The 16,156-nt window shown below is 66.4% G+C and carries 15 protein-coding genes; 7 read left to right on the forward strand and 8 right to left on the reverse strand.

All coding sequences use genetic code 11. The features are described from left to right. From Q7T45_RS00930 to mutL, 3 genes are all read left to right on the forward strand, one after another. The coding region (locus Q7T45_RS00930) for a pitrilysin family protein (RefSeq protein WP_304866226.1) at positions 1–831 on the forward strand (831 nt) is incomplete at its 5' end. A 241-nt stretch (positions 832–1,072) separates the two neighbouring features. Then, entirely contained in the window at positions 1,073–1,492 is a 420-nt protein-coding gene (gene arfB, locus Q7T45_RS00935) for an alternative ribosome rescue aminoacyl-tRNA hydrolase ArfB (protein WP_304866229.1), read from the forward strand. A gap of 101 nt (positions 1,493–1,593) precedes the next feature. After that, complete coding sequence (mutL, locus tag Q7T45_RS00940; RefSeq protein ID WP_304866232.1) at positions 1,594–3,405, forward strand: DNA mismatch repair endonuclease MutL; 1,812 nt, start codon at positions 1,594–1,596, stop codon at positions 3,403–3,405. 162 nt (positions 3,406–3,567) lie between these two features. Here the strand turns inward: mutL and rsmD are convergent, their stop codons facing one another. After that, positions 3,568–4,125: a 16S rRNA (guanine(966)-N(2))-methyltransferase RsmD gene (gene rsmD, locus Q7T45_RS00945; RefSeq protein WP_304866235.1), complete on the reverse strand. Its 558-nt coding sequence runs from the start codon at positions 4,123–4,125 to the stop codon at positions 3,568–3,570. 6 nt (positions 4,126–4,131) lie between these two features. Further along, on the reverse strand, positions 4,132–6,333 hold the full coding sequence (locus Q7T45_RS00950) for a pseudouridine synthase (RefSeq protein WP_304866238.1): 2,202 nt from the start codon (positions 6,331–6,333) through the stop codon (positions 4,132–4,134). A gap of 149 nt (positions 6,334–6,482) precedes the next feature. Here Q7T45_RS00950 and Q7T45_RS00955 point away from each other — a divergent pair, with 149 nt between their 5' ends. Next, positions 6,483–6,941 carry a nucleoside deaminase gene (locus Q7T45_RS00955; RefSeq protein WP_304866241.1) on the forward strand — a complete coding sequence of 153 codons (459 nt, stop codon included), beginning with the start codon at positions 6,483–6,485 and terminating at the stop codon, positions 6,939–6,941. 160 nt (positions 6,942–7,101) lie between these two features. On the opposite strand, the gene Q7T45_RS00960 is transcribed toward Q7T45_RS00955, so the two are convergent. Beyond that, positions 7,102–8,007 carry an alpha/beta fold hydrolase gene (locus tag Q7T45_RS00960; protein ID WP_304866244.1) on the reverse strand — a complete coding sequence of 302 codons (906 nt, stop codon included), beginning with the start codon at positions 8,005–8,007 and terminating at the stop codon, positions 7,102–7,104. Between the two features lie 123 nt (positions 8,008–8,130). Between Q7T45_RS00960 and Q7T45_RS00965 the strand changes: the two genes are divergently transcribed. Continuing rightward, positions 8,131–9,363: an acyl-CoA dehydrogenase family protein gene (locus Q7T45_RS00965; protein WP_304866246.1), complete on the forward strand. Its 1,233-nt coding sequence runs from the start codon at positions 8,131–8,133 to the stop codon at positions 9,361–9,363. Between the two features lie 211 nt (positions 9,364–9,574). Here the strand turns inward: Q7T45_RS00965 and purD are convergent, their stop codons facing one another. The 4 genes from purD to Q7T45_RS00985 form a co-directional block, all read right to left on the reverse strand. Next, positions 9,575–10,858: a phosphoribosylamine--glycine ligase gene (gene purD / locus Q7T45_RS00970; RefSeq protein WP_304866248.1), complete on the reverse strand. Its 1,284-nt coding sequence runs from the start codon at positions 10,856–10,858 to the stop codon at positions 9,575–9,577. A gap of 152 nt (positions 10,859–11,010) precedes the next feature. Continuing rightward, the gene (locus tag Q7T45_RS00975; RefSeq protein WP_304866251.1) at positions 11,011–11,316 is read right to left on the reverse strand and encodes a transcriptional regulator; all 306 of its coding nucleotides are present in this window, start codon (positions 11,314–11,316) and stop codon (positions 11,011–11,013) included. A gap of 2 nt (positions 11,317–11,318) precedes the next feature. Beyond that, on the reverse strand, positions 11,319–11,870 hold the full coding sequence (locus Q7T45_RS00980) for a hypothetical protein (RefSeq protein WP_304866254.1): 552 nt from the start codon (positions 11,868–11,870) through the stop codon (positions 11,319–11,321). After that, the gene (locus Q7T45_RS00985) at positions 11,867–12,880 is read right to left on the reverse strand and encodes an alpha/beta hydrolase (protein WP_304866257.1); all 1,014 of its coding nucleotides are present in this window, start codon (positions 12,878–12,880) and stop codon (positions 11,867–11,869) included. Before Q7T45_RS00985 ends, Q7T45_RS00980 begins: the two co-directional genes overlap by 4 nt. A 139-nt stretch (positions 12,881–13,019) precedes the next feature. On the opposite strand from Q7T45_RS00985, the gene xseA reads away from it, so the two are divergent. Further along, complete coding sequence (gene xseA / locus Q7T45_RS00990; protein ID WP_304866260.1) at positions 13,020–14,630, forward strand: exodeoxyribonuclease VII large subunit; 1,611 nt, start codon at positions 13,020–13,022, stop codon at positions 14,628–14,630. Between the two features lie 179 nt (positions 14,631–14,809). Here the strand turns inward: xseA and Q7T45_RS00995 are convergent, their stop codons facing one another. Next, a complete protein-coding gene (locus Q7T45_RS00995; RefSeq protein ID WP_304866263.1) occupies positions 14,810–15,646 on the reverse strand; it encodes a dienelactone hydrolase family protein in 837 nt (278 codons plus the stop codon). Positions 15,647–15,813: 167 nt separating this feature from the next. Between Q7T45_RS00995 and Q7T45_RS01000 the strand changes: the two genes are divergently transcribed. After that, positions 15,814–16,035 (forward strand): DUF2093 domain-containing protein, encoded by a 222-nt coding sequence (locus Q7T45_RS01000; protein WP_304866265.1) that lies wholly within the window; start codon positions 15,814–15,816, stop codon positions 16,033–16,035. The last annotated feature ends 121 nt before the right edge of the window (positions 16,036–16,156 follow it).

Consider the following 16,156-nt stretch of genomic DNA (forward strand, 5'->3'; position numbering starts at 1 on the left):
GACCATCCCTACGGCCGGCAGGCCAAGGGCAGGCTGGATAGCGTGGCGGCGATCGATACCGCCGACATAAAGGACTACGTCGCCCGCGTGCTGGCGAAGGATACGCTGCGGATCGCCGTGGTCGGCGATGTCGACCCGGCCACGCTCGGCCAGCTGCTCGACAAGACCTTCGGCGGATTGCCGGCCAAGGCCAGCCTGACGCCGGTCGCCGAGGTCGAAGCCGCCAGGCCGCCGCAGCGCGCTTTCATTCCGCTCGACGTGCCGCAGACCGTGGTGACGTTCGGCGGCCCCGGCATCAAGCGCAACGATCCGAATTTCATGGCCGGTTATGTCGTCAATCACATTCTGGGCGGCGGCGGGCTGTCGTCCCGGCTCTACCGGGAGGTCCGCGAGAAGCGCGGCCTGGCCTATTCCGTCAATGAATCGCTGTTGTGGATGAACCACTCCGCCATCTTCATCGGCAGCACCGGAACCCGCGCCGACCGCGCCGGCGAAACCGTCGACGCCGTCGAGAAGGAAATCCGCCGCATCGCCGAGGAAGGCCCGACCCAGCAGGAACTGGACGAGGCCAAGTCCTATCTCAAGGGCTCGCAGATGCTGGCGCTCGACAGCTCCTCGAAGCTGGCCTCGGCGCTGCTGCAGTACCAGCTCGACAAGCTTCCGATCGACTACATCGAGAAGCGCAACGCCATCGTCGATGCCGTGACGCTGGACGACGCCAAGAAGGCCGCCAGCCGGTTGTGGGGGCAAGGCCTGCTCACCGTGATCGTCGGCCGCGCCCCGCAGGCCGCCGCCCAGCCGGCATCGGTGACAGCGCCGAAGGCGAACTGAGCCGAATTTCCACACATTCGTGTCCCGGGACGCGGTGCAGCGTTCTTACGCTGCTCCGCAGAGCCGGGACCCACGCGATCCAGCACAAAGCGCATGGACCCCGGATCAGCAGCGCACCACGTCGCAAGTGCGACGCGCTGCGCTGCATCCGGGGAACGCCGCCTTCAGCGCCACTCACAAACCCGCTATCCTCCCCGTCGACCGATTCCCGCTGGGGGAATGTCGGGCCCCCGGTGACGCCATGCTGCGGATTTCCCGCGACCTTTCGATCGACGAGAATGACATCGAGATCACCTTCGTCCGTGCCTCCGGCCCGGGCGGGCAGAACGTCAACAAGCTCTCGACCGCCGCCCAATTGCGCTTCGACACCCGCCGGATCACGCTGCCGGAAGATGCCGCGTTGCGGCTGAACCGGCTCGCCGGCCAGCGCATGACCAAGGACGGCGTGATCGTGATCCATGCCCAGCGCTTCCGCACCCAGGAACGCAACCGCGCCGACGCCACCGACCGGCTGCTCGAACTATTGCGCGAGGCGATGGTGCGGCCGGTGCCGCGCCGCGCTACCAAGCCGACGCTGGGTTCCAAAACCCGGCGGCTGGAGGGCAAAAAGCGCCGCAGCGACATCAAGGCGAAGCGCGGCTCTGCCCGTTTGGACGATTGAGGGCGCGATAACAGCGGGGAGAGTTCTGGAGTTTCGCGCCCGCGCTCTCCCCTCACCCGGCAAAAGCCCCTAAATTGGGCCCTCCTCCCACGAGTCGCCCCATGCCCGTCCGCCAGCTCCCCGAACAGGTCGTCAACCGCATCGCCGCCGGCGAAGTGGTCGAGCGGCCCGCGAGCGTGGTCAAGGAACTGGTGGAGAACGCCATCGACGCCGGCGCCAGCCGGATCGACATCTTCACCGATGGCGGCGGCCGGCGGCGGATCGGCATCACCGACGACGGCAGCGGCATGACCCAAGCCGATCTGGCGCTGTCGGTCGATCGCCATGCCACCTCGAAACTCGACGACGAGGATCTGTTGCGGATCCGAACGCTCGGGTTTCGCGGCGAGGCGCTGCCCTCGATCGGCGCCGTCTCGAAACTCGGCATCACCACCCGCCACCTCAGCGAGCCGCATGCCTGGTCGCTGGCGGTGGAAGGCGGCGCGAAATCCGCGATCATGCCGGCGGCGCTGAGCCAGGGCACCCGCGTCGAGGTCAGCGACCTCTTCTATGCGACGCCGGCGCGGCTGAAATTCCTCAAGACCGACCGCACCGAGGCGGAAGCGATCCGCGAAGTGGTGCGCCGCCTGGCGATGGCGCGACCCGATATCGCCTTCACGCTGGCGGGCGAGGAACGCGCGCCGGTGACCTGGGCCGCCGCCTTGCCCGGCGCCGCCGGCAGGCTGACGCGGCTCGGCGATATTCTTGGAGCGGATTTCCGTTCCAGTGCCATCGAGGTGCGGTCCGAGCGCGATGGCGTGGTGGTCGAGGGCTTTGCCGCCGCGCCCTCGCTGACCCGCGCCAACGCGCTCGGGCAGTATCTGTTCGTCAATGGCCGGCCGGTGCGCGACAAGCTGATTATCGGCGCGGTGCGCGCGGCCTATTCCGACTATCTGCCGCGCGACCGCCATCCTGTCGTGGCGCTGTTCGTGACGCTCGACACCCAGGAGGTCGACGCCAATGTGCATCCGGCCAAGACCGAGGTCCGCTTCCGCAATGCCGGCCTGGTCCGCGCGCTGATCGTGCATGCGCTGAAGGAAGGCCTGGCCCGCGAGGGCAAGCGCACCGCCGCCAACAGCGACGGCGCGGCCCTTGCCTCGTTTCGTCCCTCCTTCGCGCCGCGTCCGGGCAATTGGGACTGGCGGCGTTCGCCGGCCTATCCCACGGGACCGATGCCGGGCTTCGAAGGATCGGCCGCGACCGCGTTCGCCGAACCGGGACAGGCTGCCTTCGACGTCGGCACGCCAACGGCGGACGTGCGCTTTCAGCCGGCGCCATCCGCCGATCTGCTCGACCGTCCGCTGGGCGCGGCGAGGACGCAGATCCACGAGACCTATATCGTGTCGCAGACCCGCGACGGCCTCGTCGTCGTGGACCAGCACGCCGCGCATGAGCGCATCGTCTATGAAAAGCTCAAGGCCTCGCTGGCGCGCAACGGCGTGCAGCGGCAGATCCTGCTGATCCCGGAGATCGTCGAACTCGACGAGGCCACCGTCGAGCAACTGCTCGATCGCGCCGTCGAACTGGCGACGTTCGGCTTGGCGATCGACTCGTTCGGCCCCGGCGCGGTCGCGGTGCGCGAGACGCCGTCGCTGCTCGGCAAGACCAATGCCGGCTCGCTGCTGCGCGACCTCGCCGAACACATGGCGGAATGGGACGAGGCGCTGCCGCTGGAACGCCGCCTGATGCATGTCGCGGCCACCATGGCCTGCCACGGCTCGGTGCGTGCCGGGCGCATCCTCAATCCGGAAGAGATGAACGCGCTGCTGCGCGAGATGGAAGACACGCCGAATTCCGGGCAATGCAACCACGGCCGGCCGACCTATGTGGAACTGAAGCTGAGCGATATCGAGAAGCTGTTCGGGCGAAGGTGAGCGGGCGGCCGTAGCAAGAGTGCGAAAACAACCCCATGCACAGAAAGAACATCGAGGCGGATCAAGCGCTTAGCAATTCGTAGGGTGGGCAAAGGCGCTCTTGCGCCGTGCCCACCACAGTGGACGAATCAAGAATGGTGGGCACGCTTCGCTTTGCCCACCCTACGAAGTGGCCCGCAAAAACGTAAACTCCGTATCGTCATACGCCCGCCGCTCGAGCTCCTCGAAACCGTCAGGCGCGATGAACGCTGCCGCCTTGGATTCCTCGACCACCAGCAGCGCGGCTAGTGTCAGCCAGCCGCCGTCGCGCAGCGAGGCCAACGCCTTTTCGGCGAGCTTCATGCGGTAGGGCGGATCGAGGAACACCAGCGAGAACGGCTCCATCGGGTGCGCGGGTCCGAGATTGGTGGCGTCGCGGCGGTACACTTTGGTCACGCCGCCGAGGCCCAGCGCCTCGACATTGTTGCGCAGCAGCGCCCGCGCCTCGGCGCCATTGTCGACGAACAGCGTGAAGGCGGCGCCGCGCGAGACCGCCTCGATGCCGAGCGCGCCGGTGCCGGCGAACAGGTCGAGCACGCGGGCGTCCTCGATCGGATCGTCATAGGCGTGGATCAGGATGTTGAACAGCGACTCGCGCAAGCGGTCCGCCGTCGGCCGGATATCGTTCGACGACGGCGACGCGAGATTGCGGCCCTTCAGCCGCCCACCAACGACGCGCATGGATGCTTACTCGTCCCGCGGCTTCAGATCGCGCTTGCCGTGGTAGCCGCGCTGCGGGCGGCGCGGCGGGCCGTAGCCCGAGGCTTCGGCCTCGTTGCGGGCGCGGGCTTCGTCGCTGCCGGTGCGCTGCACCAGCACGCGGCGGCCCTTGCGGTCGGCGATCAGGCCGCTCTTGCCCGCCGGCTTGAACGGTTTCTTGCCGCGCGGCGCGTCGTCATCGTCGTCGGGCTTCAGGTCAGACTTGGCGCCGGCTTCGCCCGGCATCGGCCGGTTGAAATCCGCGCCCGCGAGTTCGGCGATCTTCTCGCCGAGCTGTTCGCGCAGCACCCGGGTCTTGACCTCCTCGACCTCGCCTTCCGGCAATTCGCCGAGCTGGAACGGACCGTAGGAAATCCGGATCAGGCGGTTCACCTCGAGCCCGAGATGCGCCATCACGTTGCGGACTTCGCGGTTCTTGCCTTCCCGGATCGCGAACACCAGCCAGACATTGGCGCCCTGGTCGCGCTCCAGCGTCGCATCGATCGGACCGTATTTGACGCCGTCGATCTCGACGCCCTTCTTCAGCGCATCGAGCTGGCCCTGCGTGACCTCGCCATGGGCGCGGACGCGGTAGCGCCGCAGCCAGCCGGTGTCCGGCAGCTCCAGCGCGCGCGCCAAGCCGCCATCATTGGTCAGCAGCAACAGGCCCTCGGTGTTGAAATCGAGCCGGCCGATCGAGATCAGCCGCGGCAGGCCTTCCGGCAGATTGTCGAACACCGTCGGCCGTCCTTCCGGATCGGCATGGGTGGTCATCAGGCCGCGCGGCTTGTGGTACATGAACAGCCGCGTGCGCTCGCGCGGCGGCAACGGCTTGCCATCGATGGTGATGGCGTCGTTCTCGGTGACGTCGAGCGCCGGCGAATTGATGACGCGGCCGTTGACGGAGACACGACCCTGCACGATCCATTCCTCGGCGTCGCGGCGCGAGGCGAGCCCGGCGCGCGACAGCACCTTGGCGATGCGCTCGCCGGATTTCTTTTCGCGCGGCGGACGGGCGGCGCGCTTTTCGAACTCCGGCTTGCGCTCGCGGTATTCGCCGCGGCCGCCGAATGCCGGACGTTTTGCAAACACCTTGCTGTCGTCTTCGTTATCGCGGCGCGGACGCTCACCCGGAGCCTCGCTGCGCGGATGCTCCTGCCAGGAGCTGCCGCCTTCGCGGGGACGATCGGAACGCGGACGGTCGAAACGGGGACGGTCGCCCTGCGGGCGGTCACCGCGCCCCTCGCGGGGACGGTCGAATTTCGGACGATCACCTTGCGGGCGATCCTCGCGTGGACGCGAAAAGCGCGGACGCTCGGCGCCACCGCGCTCCTCCCTGGGCTTGTCGAAACGGGGCTTGTCGAAATTGCGCGCGCCGTCGCGGAGCGGACGCGAATTGCGGCCGGCATGATCGGGCGACGACGCATCGCGCTTCTGCCACGGCTTTGACTCGCCGCGGTCCGCGCCACGGTCAGGGCGGCTGCCAAAGTCCTTGCGCGGGCCACGATCCGGCGCGCCGCGGGAAGAAAACTTCTTGTCGCCGCCGAACTTTCGCTCGGGACGGTCACCGCGTGGACGGTCGCCATCGCGCGACGGACGCGCGCTGTAGGGACGATCGCCCTGCGGCCGGTCACCACGCGGCGTATAGGGCCGCTTCTCAGCCCCACCCTCGCGCGGGGTATAGGGCTTCTTGTCGCCGAACTTCCGGTCGGAAAAACGCGCGGCCGGACGGGCATCGCCACGATCTCCGCGCGGCGTGTACGGGCGCTTCTCGCCATCACCACGGGGACGGTCATCGCGGCTGAAGCTCGGACGATCGCCTCGCGGGCTGTACGGACGCTTCTCGCCACCACCGGCGCGATCATCGCGATTGAAACGCGGGCGCGGCGAGTCGCCATAGTCACGGCGCGGGGCATCGCCATCGCGGCGCGGCGGCGGACCTTCGCGCTTGCCGGCGTAGGGCTTGCCCGGACCGGAATAGGGTTTCTTGCCGAAGGATTTGGCGCCGTCGGGTTTTCCCGCATAGGGCCGCCGCTCGCCGTCGGACTTGGGAGCATCGCTCTTGCCGGCAAAGCCGCGCTTGGCGAACTTCTTCTCCGGTCCCCGGGCAGCACCCGAGCGGCCCTTGCCGCCGGTGGGCCGATCGCGCCGGCCGCGGGAATCGTTGTTTTTGTCGTTATCGCGGGGCATGAATGTCTCTCGTATCTTTGAAATGCGGTCAGGCGGATGTGGACGGGCTGTCATAGCGATAACGCGCGCGCGCTTGGCTCAAGGCGCATTGTCACGCAAAACCGGCATCCACTTTTGCTGAATGCGGTTCTCATAGCAGGTTTCTTCCGATGATACGAGGCATGACGGCCCCTTCTTTCATGGATTTGGCGCTCAAAACCGCCAAAAACGCCGGAAAAGCCGGCGAAGTGCCGATCGGCTGCGTGATTGTGCGGGGGTACGAGGTGATCGCCACCGCGGCCAACCGCACCCTGACCGACCGCGATCCGACCGCCCATGCCGAGATCCTGGCGCTCCGTCAGGCCGCCGAGGCCATCGGCACCGAACGGCTGGTCGATTGCGACCTCTACGTCACACTGGAACCGTGCACGATGTGCGCCGGCGCGATCTCGCTGGCGCGGATCCGGCGACTGTATTACGGCGCGACCGACGCCAAGGGCGGCGCGGTGGAGTCAGGCGTGCGGTTTTTTGCATCGCCGACCTGCCATCACGTGCCGGAGGTTTATTCGGCCGTGGGTGAAACGGAGGCAGCGACGCTGCTGAAGGATTTTTTCAAGGTAAGGCGGTAATCGGGCGCGCGGCGCGCGAACAACCTCCGCTGTCATCATCCGCGCAGGCGGATGATCCAGTATTCCAGAGGCGGTCGTGACTGACCGAGAAGCCGCGGCGTACTGGATCCCCGCCTGCGCGGGGATGACGACCTTTTATGAGGCGCGGCCTTGCACCCAATCACTCTCCAAGGAAAAACTCCCGCAACATCTTCGCCGTCACATCCGGATTCTCCTCCGTCAGAAAATGCCCGCTATCGACCGGCGCGCCGCGCACATTGGTCGCCCAGTTCTTCCAGGTATCGAGCGGCGTCGCGGCGGCACTGGCGACGCCGGCTTCGCCCCACAGCGCCAGCATCGGGATGGTGATCTTCTTGCCCGCGTCGCGATCGACCTTGTCGATCTCGAAATCGGCATAGGCGCCGGCGCGATAGTCCTCGCACATCGCGTGCAGCCGCGAGGGATCGCGGAACGGCGCGAGGTAATGCTCCAGCGCGCGCGGATCGATGTCGCTGAGATCCTTCGACTTGGTCTGGCTTGCCATCTTCTGCTTGAGAAAGAAATCCGGATTGCTGCCGATCAGGGTTTCCGGCAGCGGGAACGGCTGCGCGAGAAACGTCCAGTGATAGATCTTCAGCGCGTAGAGCCGGTTCATCCGCTCCCAGTAATCGAGCGTCGGCAGGATATCGAGCACCGCGAGTTTCGACAGACGCCCGGGATGATCGAGCGCGAGGCGATAGGCGACGCGGCCGCCGCGGTCGTGGCCGGCCAGCGCGAAATGCACATGGCCGAGTTGCTCCATCGCGTCGATGATGGTGTTGGCCATTGCGCGCTTGGTGTAGGGCGTGTGGTCCTTGTCGCTACGCGGCATATCGGACCAGCCATAACCCGGCAGGTCCGCAATGATCAGCGTGAATTGATCCGCCAGTTGCGGCGCGACGCGGTGCCACATCACATGCGTTTCGGAAAAACCGTGCAGCAGCAGCAGCGGCGGCCCCTTGCCGCCGACGCGGGCGAAAATGCGGCCCGACCTTGTGTTGATCCATTCGGCGGCATAACCGGGAAACAAATCGGCGAGATCGGGCATGAAACTGGCACTCCTGCGCGGCGGGGCTCTTGCTTCAAACTTTGTTTGCCGTTGCCGCTGACACCTCACGGGTTTATGCCATTCGACAAGCCCAATCAGCAAGAACGCAAGCGAGGAAACCCCATGTCGATCGATTTCGAGATTCCGGCCGAAGCCAAGGCGATCCGTGAAAAAGTCCGCAAATGGGTGCATGACGAGTGCATTCCGGCGGAAAAGGAACTCGACACCAAGCCGCTTGCCGAGGTGCTGGGACCGCTGCGCAAGAAAGCGCGCGCGCAGGGCCTGTGGTGTCCGTGGGTGCCGAAGGAATATGGCGGCATGGGCCTCGGCCCGCTCGCCAACGCGCTGGTGCAGATGGAACTCGGCGAGAGCATGCTCGGCGCGCTGTCGATGAACACGCAGGGACCCGACGACGCCTCGATGATGACGATCCTCGCCCACGGCACGGAGTATCAGAAGGACAAATTCCTCAAGCCGCTGCTCAACGGCGACAAGCGCATCTGCTTCTCGATGACCGAGAAGGCGGCCGGCGCCGACGCCACGGGCATGCAGACCACGGCGGTGAAAGACGGCAACGAGAACTACATCCTCAACGGTGAAAAATGGTTCTCGTCTTCGGCGAGCGTCGCCGACATGGCGCTGGTGGTGGCGCGGACCGATCCGAACGCGCCGCGCCACAAGCAGCATTCGACCTTCATCGTCGAACTGCCGAACCCCGGCTATATCATCAAGCGCAACGTGGCGAACATGGCGATCGAGGGCCCGCATGCCGACGTGATCCATGGCGGCCACTCCGAGATCGATATCAAGGATTTGAAGGTGCCGGCCGACAATCTGCTCGGCGGCGAAGGCAACGGTTTCAATATGGGCCAGCACCGCCTCGCCTATGGCCGCTTGCGTCACGGCATGCACAACGTTGCGAAGGCGCAGCGCGCGCTCGACATGGCGATGGCGCATATCACGACGCGCTCGACCTTCGGCTCGCTGCTCTCCGACCGCCAGGGCGTGCAGTTCATGCTGGCCGATTGCGCCAGCGAACTCTATATCGGCCGGCTGATGCTGCTGCACATCGCCTACAAGGCGGAAAAGGGCCAGGACATCAGGCAGGAGAACTCGATCGCGAAAATCTTCCATGCCCACATGGTGCACAAGGTGATCGACACCGCGATCCAGCTGCACGGCGCGCTCGGCTTTTCCCAGGATACGCCGCTGGCGAAATGGTACACCCAGGTGCGTTCGCAGCGGCTGGTCGACGGTCCCGACGAGGTGCACAAGTGGAAGATCGGCAAGAACGTCATCAAGGCGTTCAAGGAGCACGGGACGACGGCAAGCGCGGCGGGCGGGGATTTGCTCTGAGCCGCGATCGCAGCGCGATTCTTACTTCCCTCTCCCCTTGTGGGAGAGGGTGGACGCGATGCGCAGCATCGCGGACGGGTGAGGGGTTAGCTCAACGGGCACCGTGCTTGCGGATAGAGACCCCTCATCCGGCGCTTCGCGCCACCTTCTCCCACAAGGGGAGAAGGGAAGAAATCGACGCGCCATGCGCGTCGTCCGGAATGACGGGGAGTTATTTGCCGGCCTTTTCCCTCGCCACTGCCTGCCAGCCGATGTCGCGGCGGCAGAAGCCTTCGGGCCAATTGATCTTGTCGACCGCTGCATAGGCGCGCTGCTGCGCTTCGGTCACGGTCTTGCCGGTCGCGCAGACGTTCAGCACGCGGCCGCCATTGCTGAGAATCTTTCCGCCATCGGCCTTGGTGCCGGCATGGAAGATTTCGACGCCCTCGACCCTGGCCGCGTCATCGAGACCTTCAATGACAAAACCCTTGCCGTAGTCGCCGGGATAACCCCTGGTCGCCATGATCACCGTCAGCGCCACGTCATCGAACCAGCGCAGGCTGAAATTCTTCAACTGGCCGTCGGCGCTGGCGATCAGCGCCGGCACGATGTCCGACATCATCCGCAGCATCAGCACCTGGCATTCCGGGTCGCCGAACCGGGCGTTGTACTCGACGAGTTTGGGACCATCCTTCGTCACCATGATTCCGGCATAGAGCACGCCCTTGTAGGGAGCGCCCATGGCGGCGAGCGCGCGCAGCGTCGGAGTGATCATCTCTTCCATCACTTGCGCGCAGATCGCTTCGGTCAGCACCGGCGCGGGCGAATAGGCGCCCATGCCGCCGGTGTTCGGACCCTGGTCGCCGTCGAAGGCGCGCTTGTGGTCCTGCGCGGTGGCGAGCGGCAGCGCGTGCTCGCCGTCGCACAGCGCGAAGAACGAAGCCTCCTCGCCCTGCATGAACTCCTCGACCACCACCTCGGCGCCGGCCTCGCCAAAACCGCCGCCGAACATCATGTCGACTGCGTCGAGCGCTTCGGCTTCCGTCATCGCCACTACGACGCCCTTGCCGGCGGCGAGGCCGTCGGCCTTGACCACGATCGGCGCGCCCTGCGCCCGGATGTAGGCTTTTGCCTTGTCGGCATCGGTGAAGTGCTCATAGGCGGCGGTCGGAATGTGGTTGGCGCGGCACAGCGCCTTGGTGAAACTCTTCGAGCTCTCGAGCTGCCCGGCCGCCTTGGTCGGGCCGAACGCCTTGAAGCCGGCGGCGTTGAGATCGTCGACGATGCCGGCCGCGATCGGCGCATCCGGTCCGACCACCACGAAGTCGACCTTGTTGGCCCGGCAGAAGCCGATCACCGCGGCATGGTCGGCGATATCAAGCGCCACGCATTCGGCGTCCCGCGCGATGCCGGCATTGCCGGGCGCGCCCCAGAGTTTTGTCGCCAGCGGGGAAGCCGCGATCTTCCACGCCAAGGCGTGTTCGCGGCCGCCGGAACCGAGCAGGAGGATGTTCATGAGATGGTGCCAGATGAGGGTCTGCGGAACGGTTTCGGTCGCACGAGTCCCCCTCTCTCTGCAAGGGGAAGCTAACCAGGCTTCGTCATTCCGGGATGCGCCGTCGGTCGGCAATTGCCGACCTGAGGCGCAGGCCCGGAATGACGAGGGAGCTAGGGCTTCCCTGCCGCGCCCGCGATGATTTCCTGCAGGGTCGCGACGTGGCGGGCGAAGGCGCCGCGGCCCGCCGCGGTGGCGGTCACCGTGGTCTGCGGTTTCTTGCCGACAAAGGCCTTGTCGACCGCGACATAGCCGGCCTTCGCCAGCGTTTCGATATGAGCGCCCAGATTGCCGTCGGTGGCGCCGGTCAGCTTTTTCAGCCGGGAAAATTCGAGGCCCGAGGCTCCCGGCAGCGCGTTCAGCGCCGCCATGATGCGCAAGCGCAACGGCTGGTGGATGATGTCGTCGATCTCGGCCATCGTCAGCTCCGGCGCATCCACAGGCCGCCCAGCATCAGCCCGCCGCCGTTGACGAAGGCCATCCACGGCTCGAACCATGGGCCAACGAAGAAATAGCCGATCAGGGTAAGCGCGGTGATGGAAAGGCCGATCGCGACGAAGGCCTTGCCGACCCACAGACCGGCGATGGTGTACATCAGCATGAAATAAATCGGCCAGAAGGTCCCGAGTTCACGCGGCCCGAAATGGCCGAGCCAGCACGTGAACAATCCGAAGGCGAAGAACAGCAACAGCGCCGCCAGCGCCCGGCCATCGAAACTGCGCACGCCGGTTCGGGCCTGGCCGAAGGCGCTGATCGCGAACGAGCCGGCGATCCCGGCCACGTTGACGGCGATCCAGATGTAGCCGGCCGTGCGCGGCCAGAGGAACGAGCCGATATTGGCGGCAAACACCAGCGCGCCCCACATGATCAGCAACAGGCTGGCGAGCTGATAGATCCGGGACTGCCGCACCCGGCGGACGATATCCTCGATATCGCTCAGCGCGGCGGCAGCTTCCCGGCTTTCGATGCTCATGACGATCCGCTCCCCGCTTTCGCCACCTCGTCCGCGATGATGGAGATGGCCCTGGGCGCGCTGACGATGCCCATGTGATTGACGCCGTCGATCAGCTTGACGTCAACCGCGGGCGCCACCGCGTGCACGGCTGGCGCATATTTATCCACCAGCATCAACTCGTCATCGGCGCCGGAGAAGAGCGTCACCGGCTTGCGGGCCGCGGCGAGGTCGCGGTGAAAATTGCCGTCATGGACCGCGAAATTGCGCATCAGCCGGTCGCTGTAGGTGGCCACCAGATTTTTCTCGGAATTCGGCGGCACCGCCAGCGCCAGCACCGGCAGCGCCTCGCAGCAGGTGATGCCTGCGGCGCGCAGCACCGCCAATCCGACAATGCGCGGAATGTCGGCGCTGGCCCAGCCGCCGGAATTCGCCCGGGTGGTCGGCGAATTGTAGCCGAGATAGGGGGCGAGCAGCACGGTGCGCTCGAACAGGTCCTGGATCGGCGAACCGGCGACCCGCAACGCAAAACCACCGCCGGAGGAGTGGCCGACCAGCGTCAGTGGCGCCGATGGCGCGGTGTTGCGAATGACGGCAACGAGATCGGCGAGGTCGTGCTCGAGCTGGCCGACATAGCCGATATCGCCACGGGTTCCCGATACGCCGTGGCCGCGAATGTCGATCGCCCATGTTTCGACGCCGCGCGCCGCCAACGCGCCGGACAGCGCGTGGATGGTGCCGCCGCTGGAACCGGACGAGCCGTGAATCACGATGGCCGCGCGCCCGGTGGCGGGGCCGCCGGCGGCGTAGTGGCGGAAGCCCAGCCAGGTGCCATCCCGCGCCTGAAATCGCTCGACGGCGGGCAAGGCGCTGAAATCGACCGTGCCTCGGGCTGCCGAGATCGAGGCAAGCTCGGGCGGACGCGACAGCGGCGTGGCGACGAGGGCGGTGATCAGGGCCGCGACGACACCTACGGCGCACAGGGTCCACTTCAGGGTGCTCAAGGACCCGCGGAGCAACGATTTCAACATGATGTTCCTCAGAGGATATGTTTAAATGTAGAGTACTCTGTATTGCAGAGTACATGACTTTGCAAGGTCCGATTGGCGGTGCCGGCGGAAAATCCCTAACTTGCTGGCCAGCCTCAAAACCCCGAATCGATTATCCGAAATGCCGCCAGCCGAACCCCTTCTCAACGCGCCGGAATTCACGGTGTCCGAACTGTCCTCCGCGCTGAAGCGGACGGTGGAGGACGCCTACGGTCATGTCCGGGTGCGCGGCGAAATCTCCGGGTTCCGCGGGCCGCATTCCTCCGGGCACTGCTATTTCGCGCTGAAGGACGAGAGCGCCAAGATCGAGGCGGTGATCTGGAAGGGCGTGCATGGCCGGATGCGGTTCAAGCCGCAGGAGGGCCTCGAGGTCATCGCCACGGGAAAACTCACCACCTATCCGGGCTCGTCGAAATACCAGATCGTGATCGAGGCGATCGAGCCCGCCGGGATCGGCGCGCTGATGGCGCTGATGGAAGAGCGCAAGAAGAAGCTCGCCGCCGAGGGGCTGTTCGACGAGGCGCGCAAGCAATTGCTGCCGTGGCTGCCGGAAGTGATCGGCGTCGTCACCTCGCCGACCGGCGCGGTCATTCGCGACATCCTGCACCGGCTGCAGGACCGCTTTCCGCGCCGCGTGCTGGTGTGGCCGGTCAAGGTGCAGGGCGAAGGCTCGGCCGAACAGATCGCGGCCGCGATCCGCGGCTTCAATGCGTTGCCGGAAGGCGGCAGGATTCCGCGGCCGGATCTTCTGATCGTGGCGCGCGGCGGCGGCTCGCTGGAGGATTTGTGGTCGTTCAACGAGGAGATCGTGGTGCGCGCCGCCGCCGAAAGCATGATCCCGCTGATCTCGGCGATCGGTCACGAGACCGACATCACCCTGATCGACTTTGCCGCCGACAAGCGCGCGCCGACGCCGACCGCCGCCGCCGAAATGGCGGTGCCGGTGCGCGCCGAACTGTTCGTCGAGGTCACAGCGCTGGCGCGGCGCACCATGCTGTGCTGGCAGCGCGCCCAGGAAAGCCGCCGCAACGAGCTACGCGCCGCGGCCCGCGCGCTGCCCGCCGCCGGCGAGTTGCTGGCGATCCCGCGGCAGCGGCTGGACGGCGCGACAAGCGCCCTGCCCCGTGGCCTGAAAGCCAATACGCATGCGCATTTCCGCCGCTTTGCAGCTGTTAGCGCCAAGCTGACGCTAAGAGTCCTGCACGCGCAGGTCAGTCACGCCGCGCAACGGCTGACCATCAACAGCGAACGGTTGACCCAGAGCGCGCGGTCGCTGGTGCGCCGCCGCCGCGATCGTTTTGCCGGCCTCGAGGTTCGCCTGAAGGCATCAAAGCTCGCCAATGCCGAAGCGCAGCGCCAGACCATCGCGCGCCAGCGCGAACGCACGCTGCGGCTGGCCGAGCGCGCGCGGCGCGCGGTCGCCACCGTAATGCAGCGGCTCGACGCGCGGGTCGGCCATAGCGGGCAGTTGCTGTCGGCGCTGTCCTATCGCGGCGTACTCGCGCGCGGTTTTGCTTTGGTGCGCGACGAGCAGGGCCAGCCCGTGCATGCCGCGGCCGAGATCGGCCCTGGCGCGTATCTCAACATCGAATTCGCCGACGGCCGCGTCGGCGCGACCGCGGATGCGGACCGGCCGGTGGCGACGCGTCCCGTGAAGCCGGCGGCGAGCGAGCCGAAGGCGGCAGCGCCGAAGCGCGTGGTGAAGCCGGCTGGGCAGGGAAGTTTGTTTTAGGGATGCGACTCTTACCCTACCCTGGAGGGGGAGGGTCGGCTCGCATTGAGCGCAGCGAAATGCGAGGCGGGGTGGGGTGATCTCTCAACTCGCGCACCTGTTCGAAATGAGAGACTGTCACCCCACCCCGCCGCGCGTTACACGCGCGTCGACCCTCCCCCTCCAGGGAAGAACAATCATCACCGCGCCAGCCACTCCGTCACCCGCTTCTGCGCATCGGCGCGTGCTTCCGGATCCGTGCCGAGATGGCCGCGTTCGGGCAGGGCGGGGTCGGCCGCGCCGGCGATCGCTTGCGGCGGAAGATTGGCGCGATCGAAATCGTGCAGGGCGCCGGGATAGACCACGATCCGCGCCAGCGCGCTGCGCCCGCGCGCGCCGTCGACCATCTGGCGGCAGGCCGGCGGCGAACTGATGTCGTCCCTGGCGCCGATCAGCAGCAGCGTCGGAACCCGCGCGCTCCATCCGAGGCCGGACGAGATCCGGCAGTTCGGATAGAACGCGACCGCCGAGCGGAAATCCGGCTCGACCTTGCGCGTCGGCGATTGCGGGCGCACCGCCCACAGCAAGGCGCTGGCGCCCTCCGCCCATCCCATCAGGCTGATGCGGTCGCGCGCCGCCCAGGGCTGCTGCTGCAGCCATTGCCGCGAGGCCATAATATCGGCCACCCGTTCGCTGCGTGCGCGGACGCGGCGCTCCTTGGCGCGGCACTGCGGCCCGAGTTCGCGCGAGCCGTAGCTGTCCGGCAACAACAGCGCTGTGCCGCGCTTCAGCAAGGGCTCCGCCCAGTCGCGGTAGCGCCGCTGCACCGGCTCGGATTGACCGCCGAGACCGCCGCAGCCGTGCAACGCGATCACCACCGGAAACGGGCCGGCGCCGTCGGGCTTGTAGAGCTGCGCGTGCAGCATGCCGCCGCTGAAGGGGATCTCGACCTGATGCGGCGACGGCAACGGCGCCGCGTCAGCGGCAAACGCGACGGCCGAGAGCGCCAGGAATACAGCTAAAGACAGAAGGCGCATCGTGTTCCGGGTTGCCACGAGGACCATATGATTGAAGGCTAGCATGCGTCCAAAGCCGAAAATCATCACAAATCGGTGGGTTTGACGGGCGGACACCACGACCTATTTATGATAGATCGAATGCTGGAAAACCAGATAACCTCAAAATTGGTCGGAGAAATTCAACCGTGCTGAACAAATTCGGCCCCTCGGGCCATGGCGAAGCCCAGGTGCAATATCTGGATGGCGATTTCCGCGTGATCTCGCCGGGAACCTATGTGCGCTGCGCGGTGACCGACGCGCGGATTCCGCTCGACGAGCTGAAATACTGGAGCGTCGACCTGCAGGAGGCCTACGCGATTCCGAACGCGGTATTGCAGCGGCATTATCCCGCGCAGGTGAAGGGCTGAGCTTCTTACCCTCCCCTGGAGGGGGAGGGTCGGCTCACATGAGCGCAGCGAAATGTGAGACGGGGTGGGGTGAAGGTCTCTCACTTCGAACAGTGCGCGAGTGGAGAGATGCCCCCACCCC

The sequence above is a fragment of the Bradyrhizobium sp. genome (genome assembly GCF_030646015.1).
Lineage (GTDB): Bacteria > Pseudomonadota > Alphaproteobacteria > Rhizobiales > Xanthobacteraceae > Bradyrhizobium.

What these genes read in the sequence shown, in the direction of transcription:
- arfB (WP_304866229.1), top strand. Translation starts at nt 1,073, where the DNA reads ATGCTGCGGATTTCCCGCGACCTTTCGATCGACGAGAATGACATCGAG.
- mutL (WP_304866232.1), top strand. Translation starts at nt 1,594, where the DNA reads ATGCCCGTCCGCCAGCTCCCCGAACAGGTCGTCAACCGCATCGCCGCC.
- rsmD (WP_304866235.1), bottom strand. Translation starts at nt 4,125, where the DNA reads ATGCGCGTCGTTGGTGGGCGGCTGAAGGGCCGCAATCTCGCGTCGCCG.
- Q7T45_RS00950 (WP_304866238.1), bottom strand. Translation starts at nt 6,333, where the DNA reads ATGCCCCGCGATAACGACAAAAACAACGATTCCCGCGGCCGGCGCGAT.
- Q7T45_RS00955 (WP_304866241.1), top strand. Translation starts at nt 6,483, where the DNA reads ATGATACGAGGCATGACGGCCCCTTCTTTCATGGATTTGGCGCTCAAA.
- Q7T45_RS00960 (WP_304866244.1), bottom strand. Translation starts at nt 8,007, where the DNA reads ATGCCCGATCTCGCCGATTTGTTTCCCGGTTATGCCGCCGAATGGATC.
- Q7T45_RS00965 (WP_304866246.1), top strand. Translation starts at nt 8,131, where the DNA reads ATGTCGATCGATTTCGAGATTCCGGCCGAAGCCAAGGCGATCCGTGAA.
- purD (WP_304866248.1), bottom strand. Translation starts at nt 10,858, where the DNA reads ATGAACATCCTCCTGCTCGGTTCCGGCGGCCGCGAACACGCCTTGGCG.
- Q7T45_RS00975 (WP_304866251.1), bottom strand. Translation starts at nt 11,316, where the DNA reads ATGGCCGAGATCGACGACATCATCCACCAGCCGTTGCGCTTGCGCATC.
- Q7T45_RS00980 (WP_304866254.1), bottom strand. Translation starts at nt 11,870, where the DNA reads ATGAGCATCGAAAGCCGGGAAGCTGCCGCCGCGCTGAGCGATATCGAG.
- Q7T45_RS00985 (WP_304866257.1), bottom strand. Translation starts at nt 12,880, where the DNA reads ATGTTGAAATCGTTGCTCCGCGGGTCCTTGAGCACCCTGAAGTGGACC.
- xseA (WP_304866260.1), top strand. Translation starts at nt 13,020, where the DNA reads ATGCCGCCAGCCGAACCCCTTCTCAACGCGCCGGAATTCACGGTGTCC.
- Q7T45_RS00995 (WP_304866263.1), bottom strand. Translation starts at nt 15,646, where the DNA reads ATGCGCCTTCTGTCTTTAGCTGTATTCCTGGCGCTCTCGGCCGTCGCG.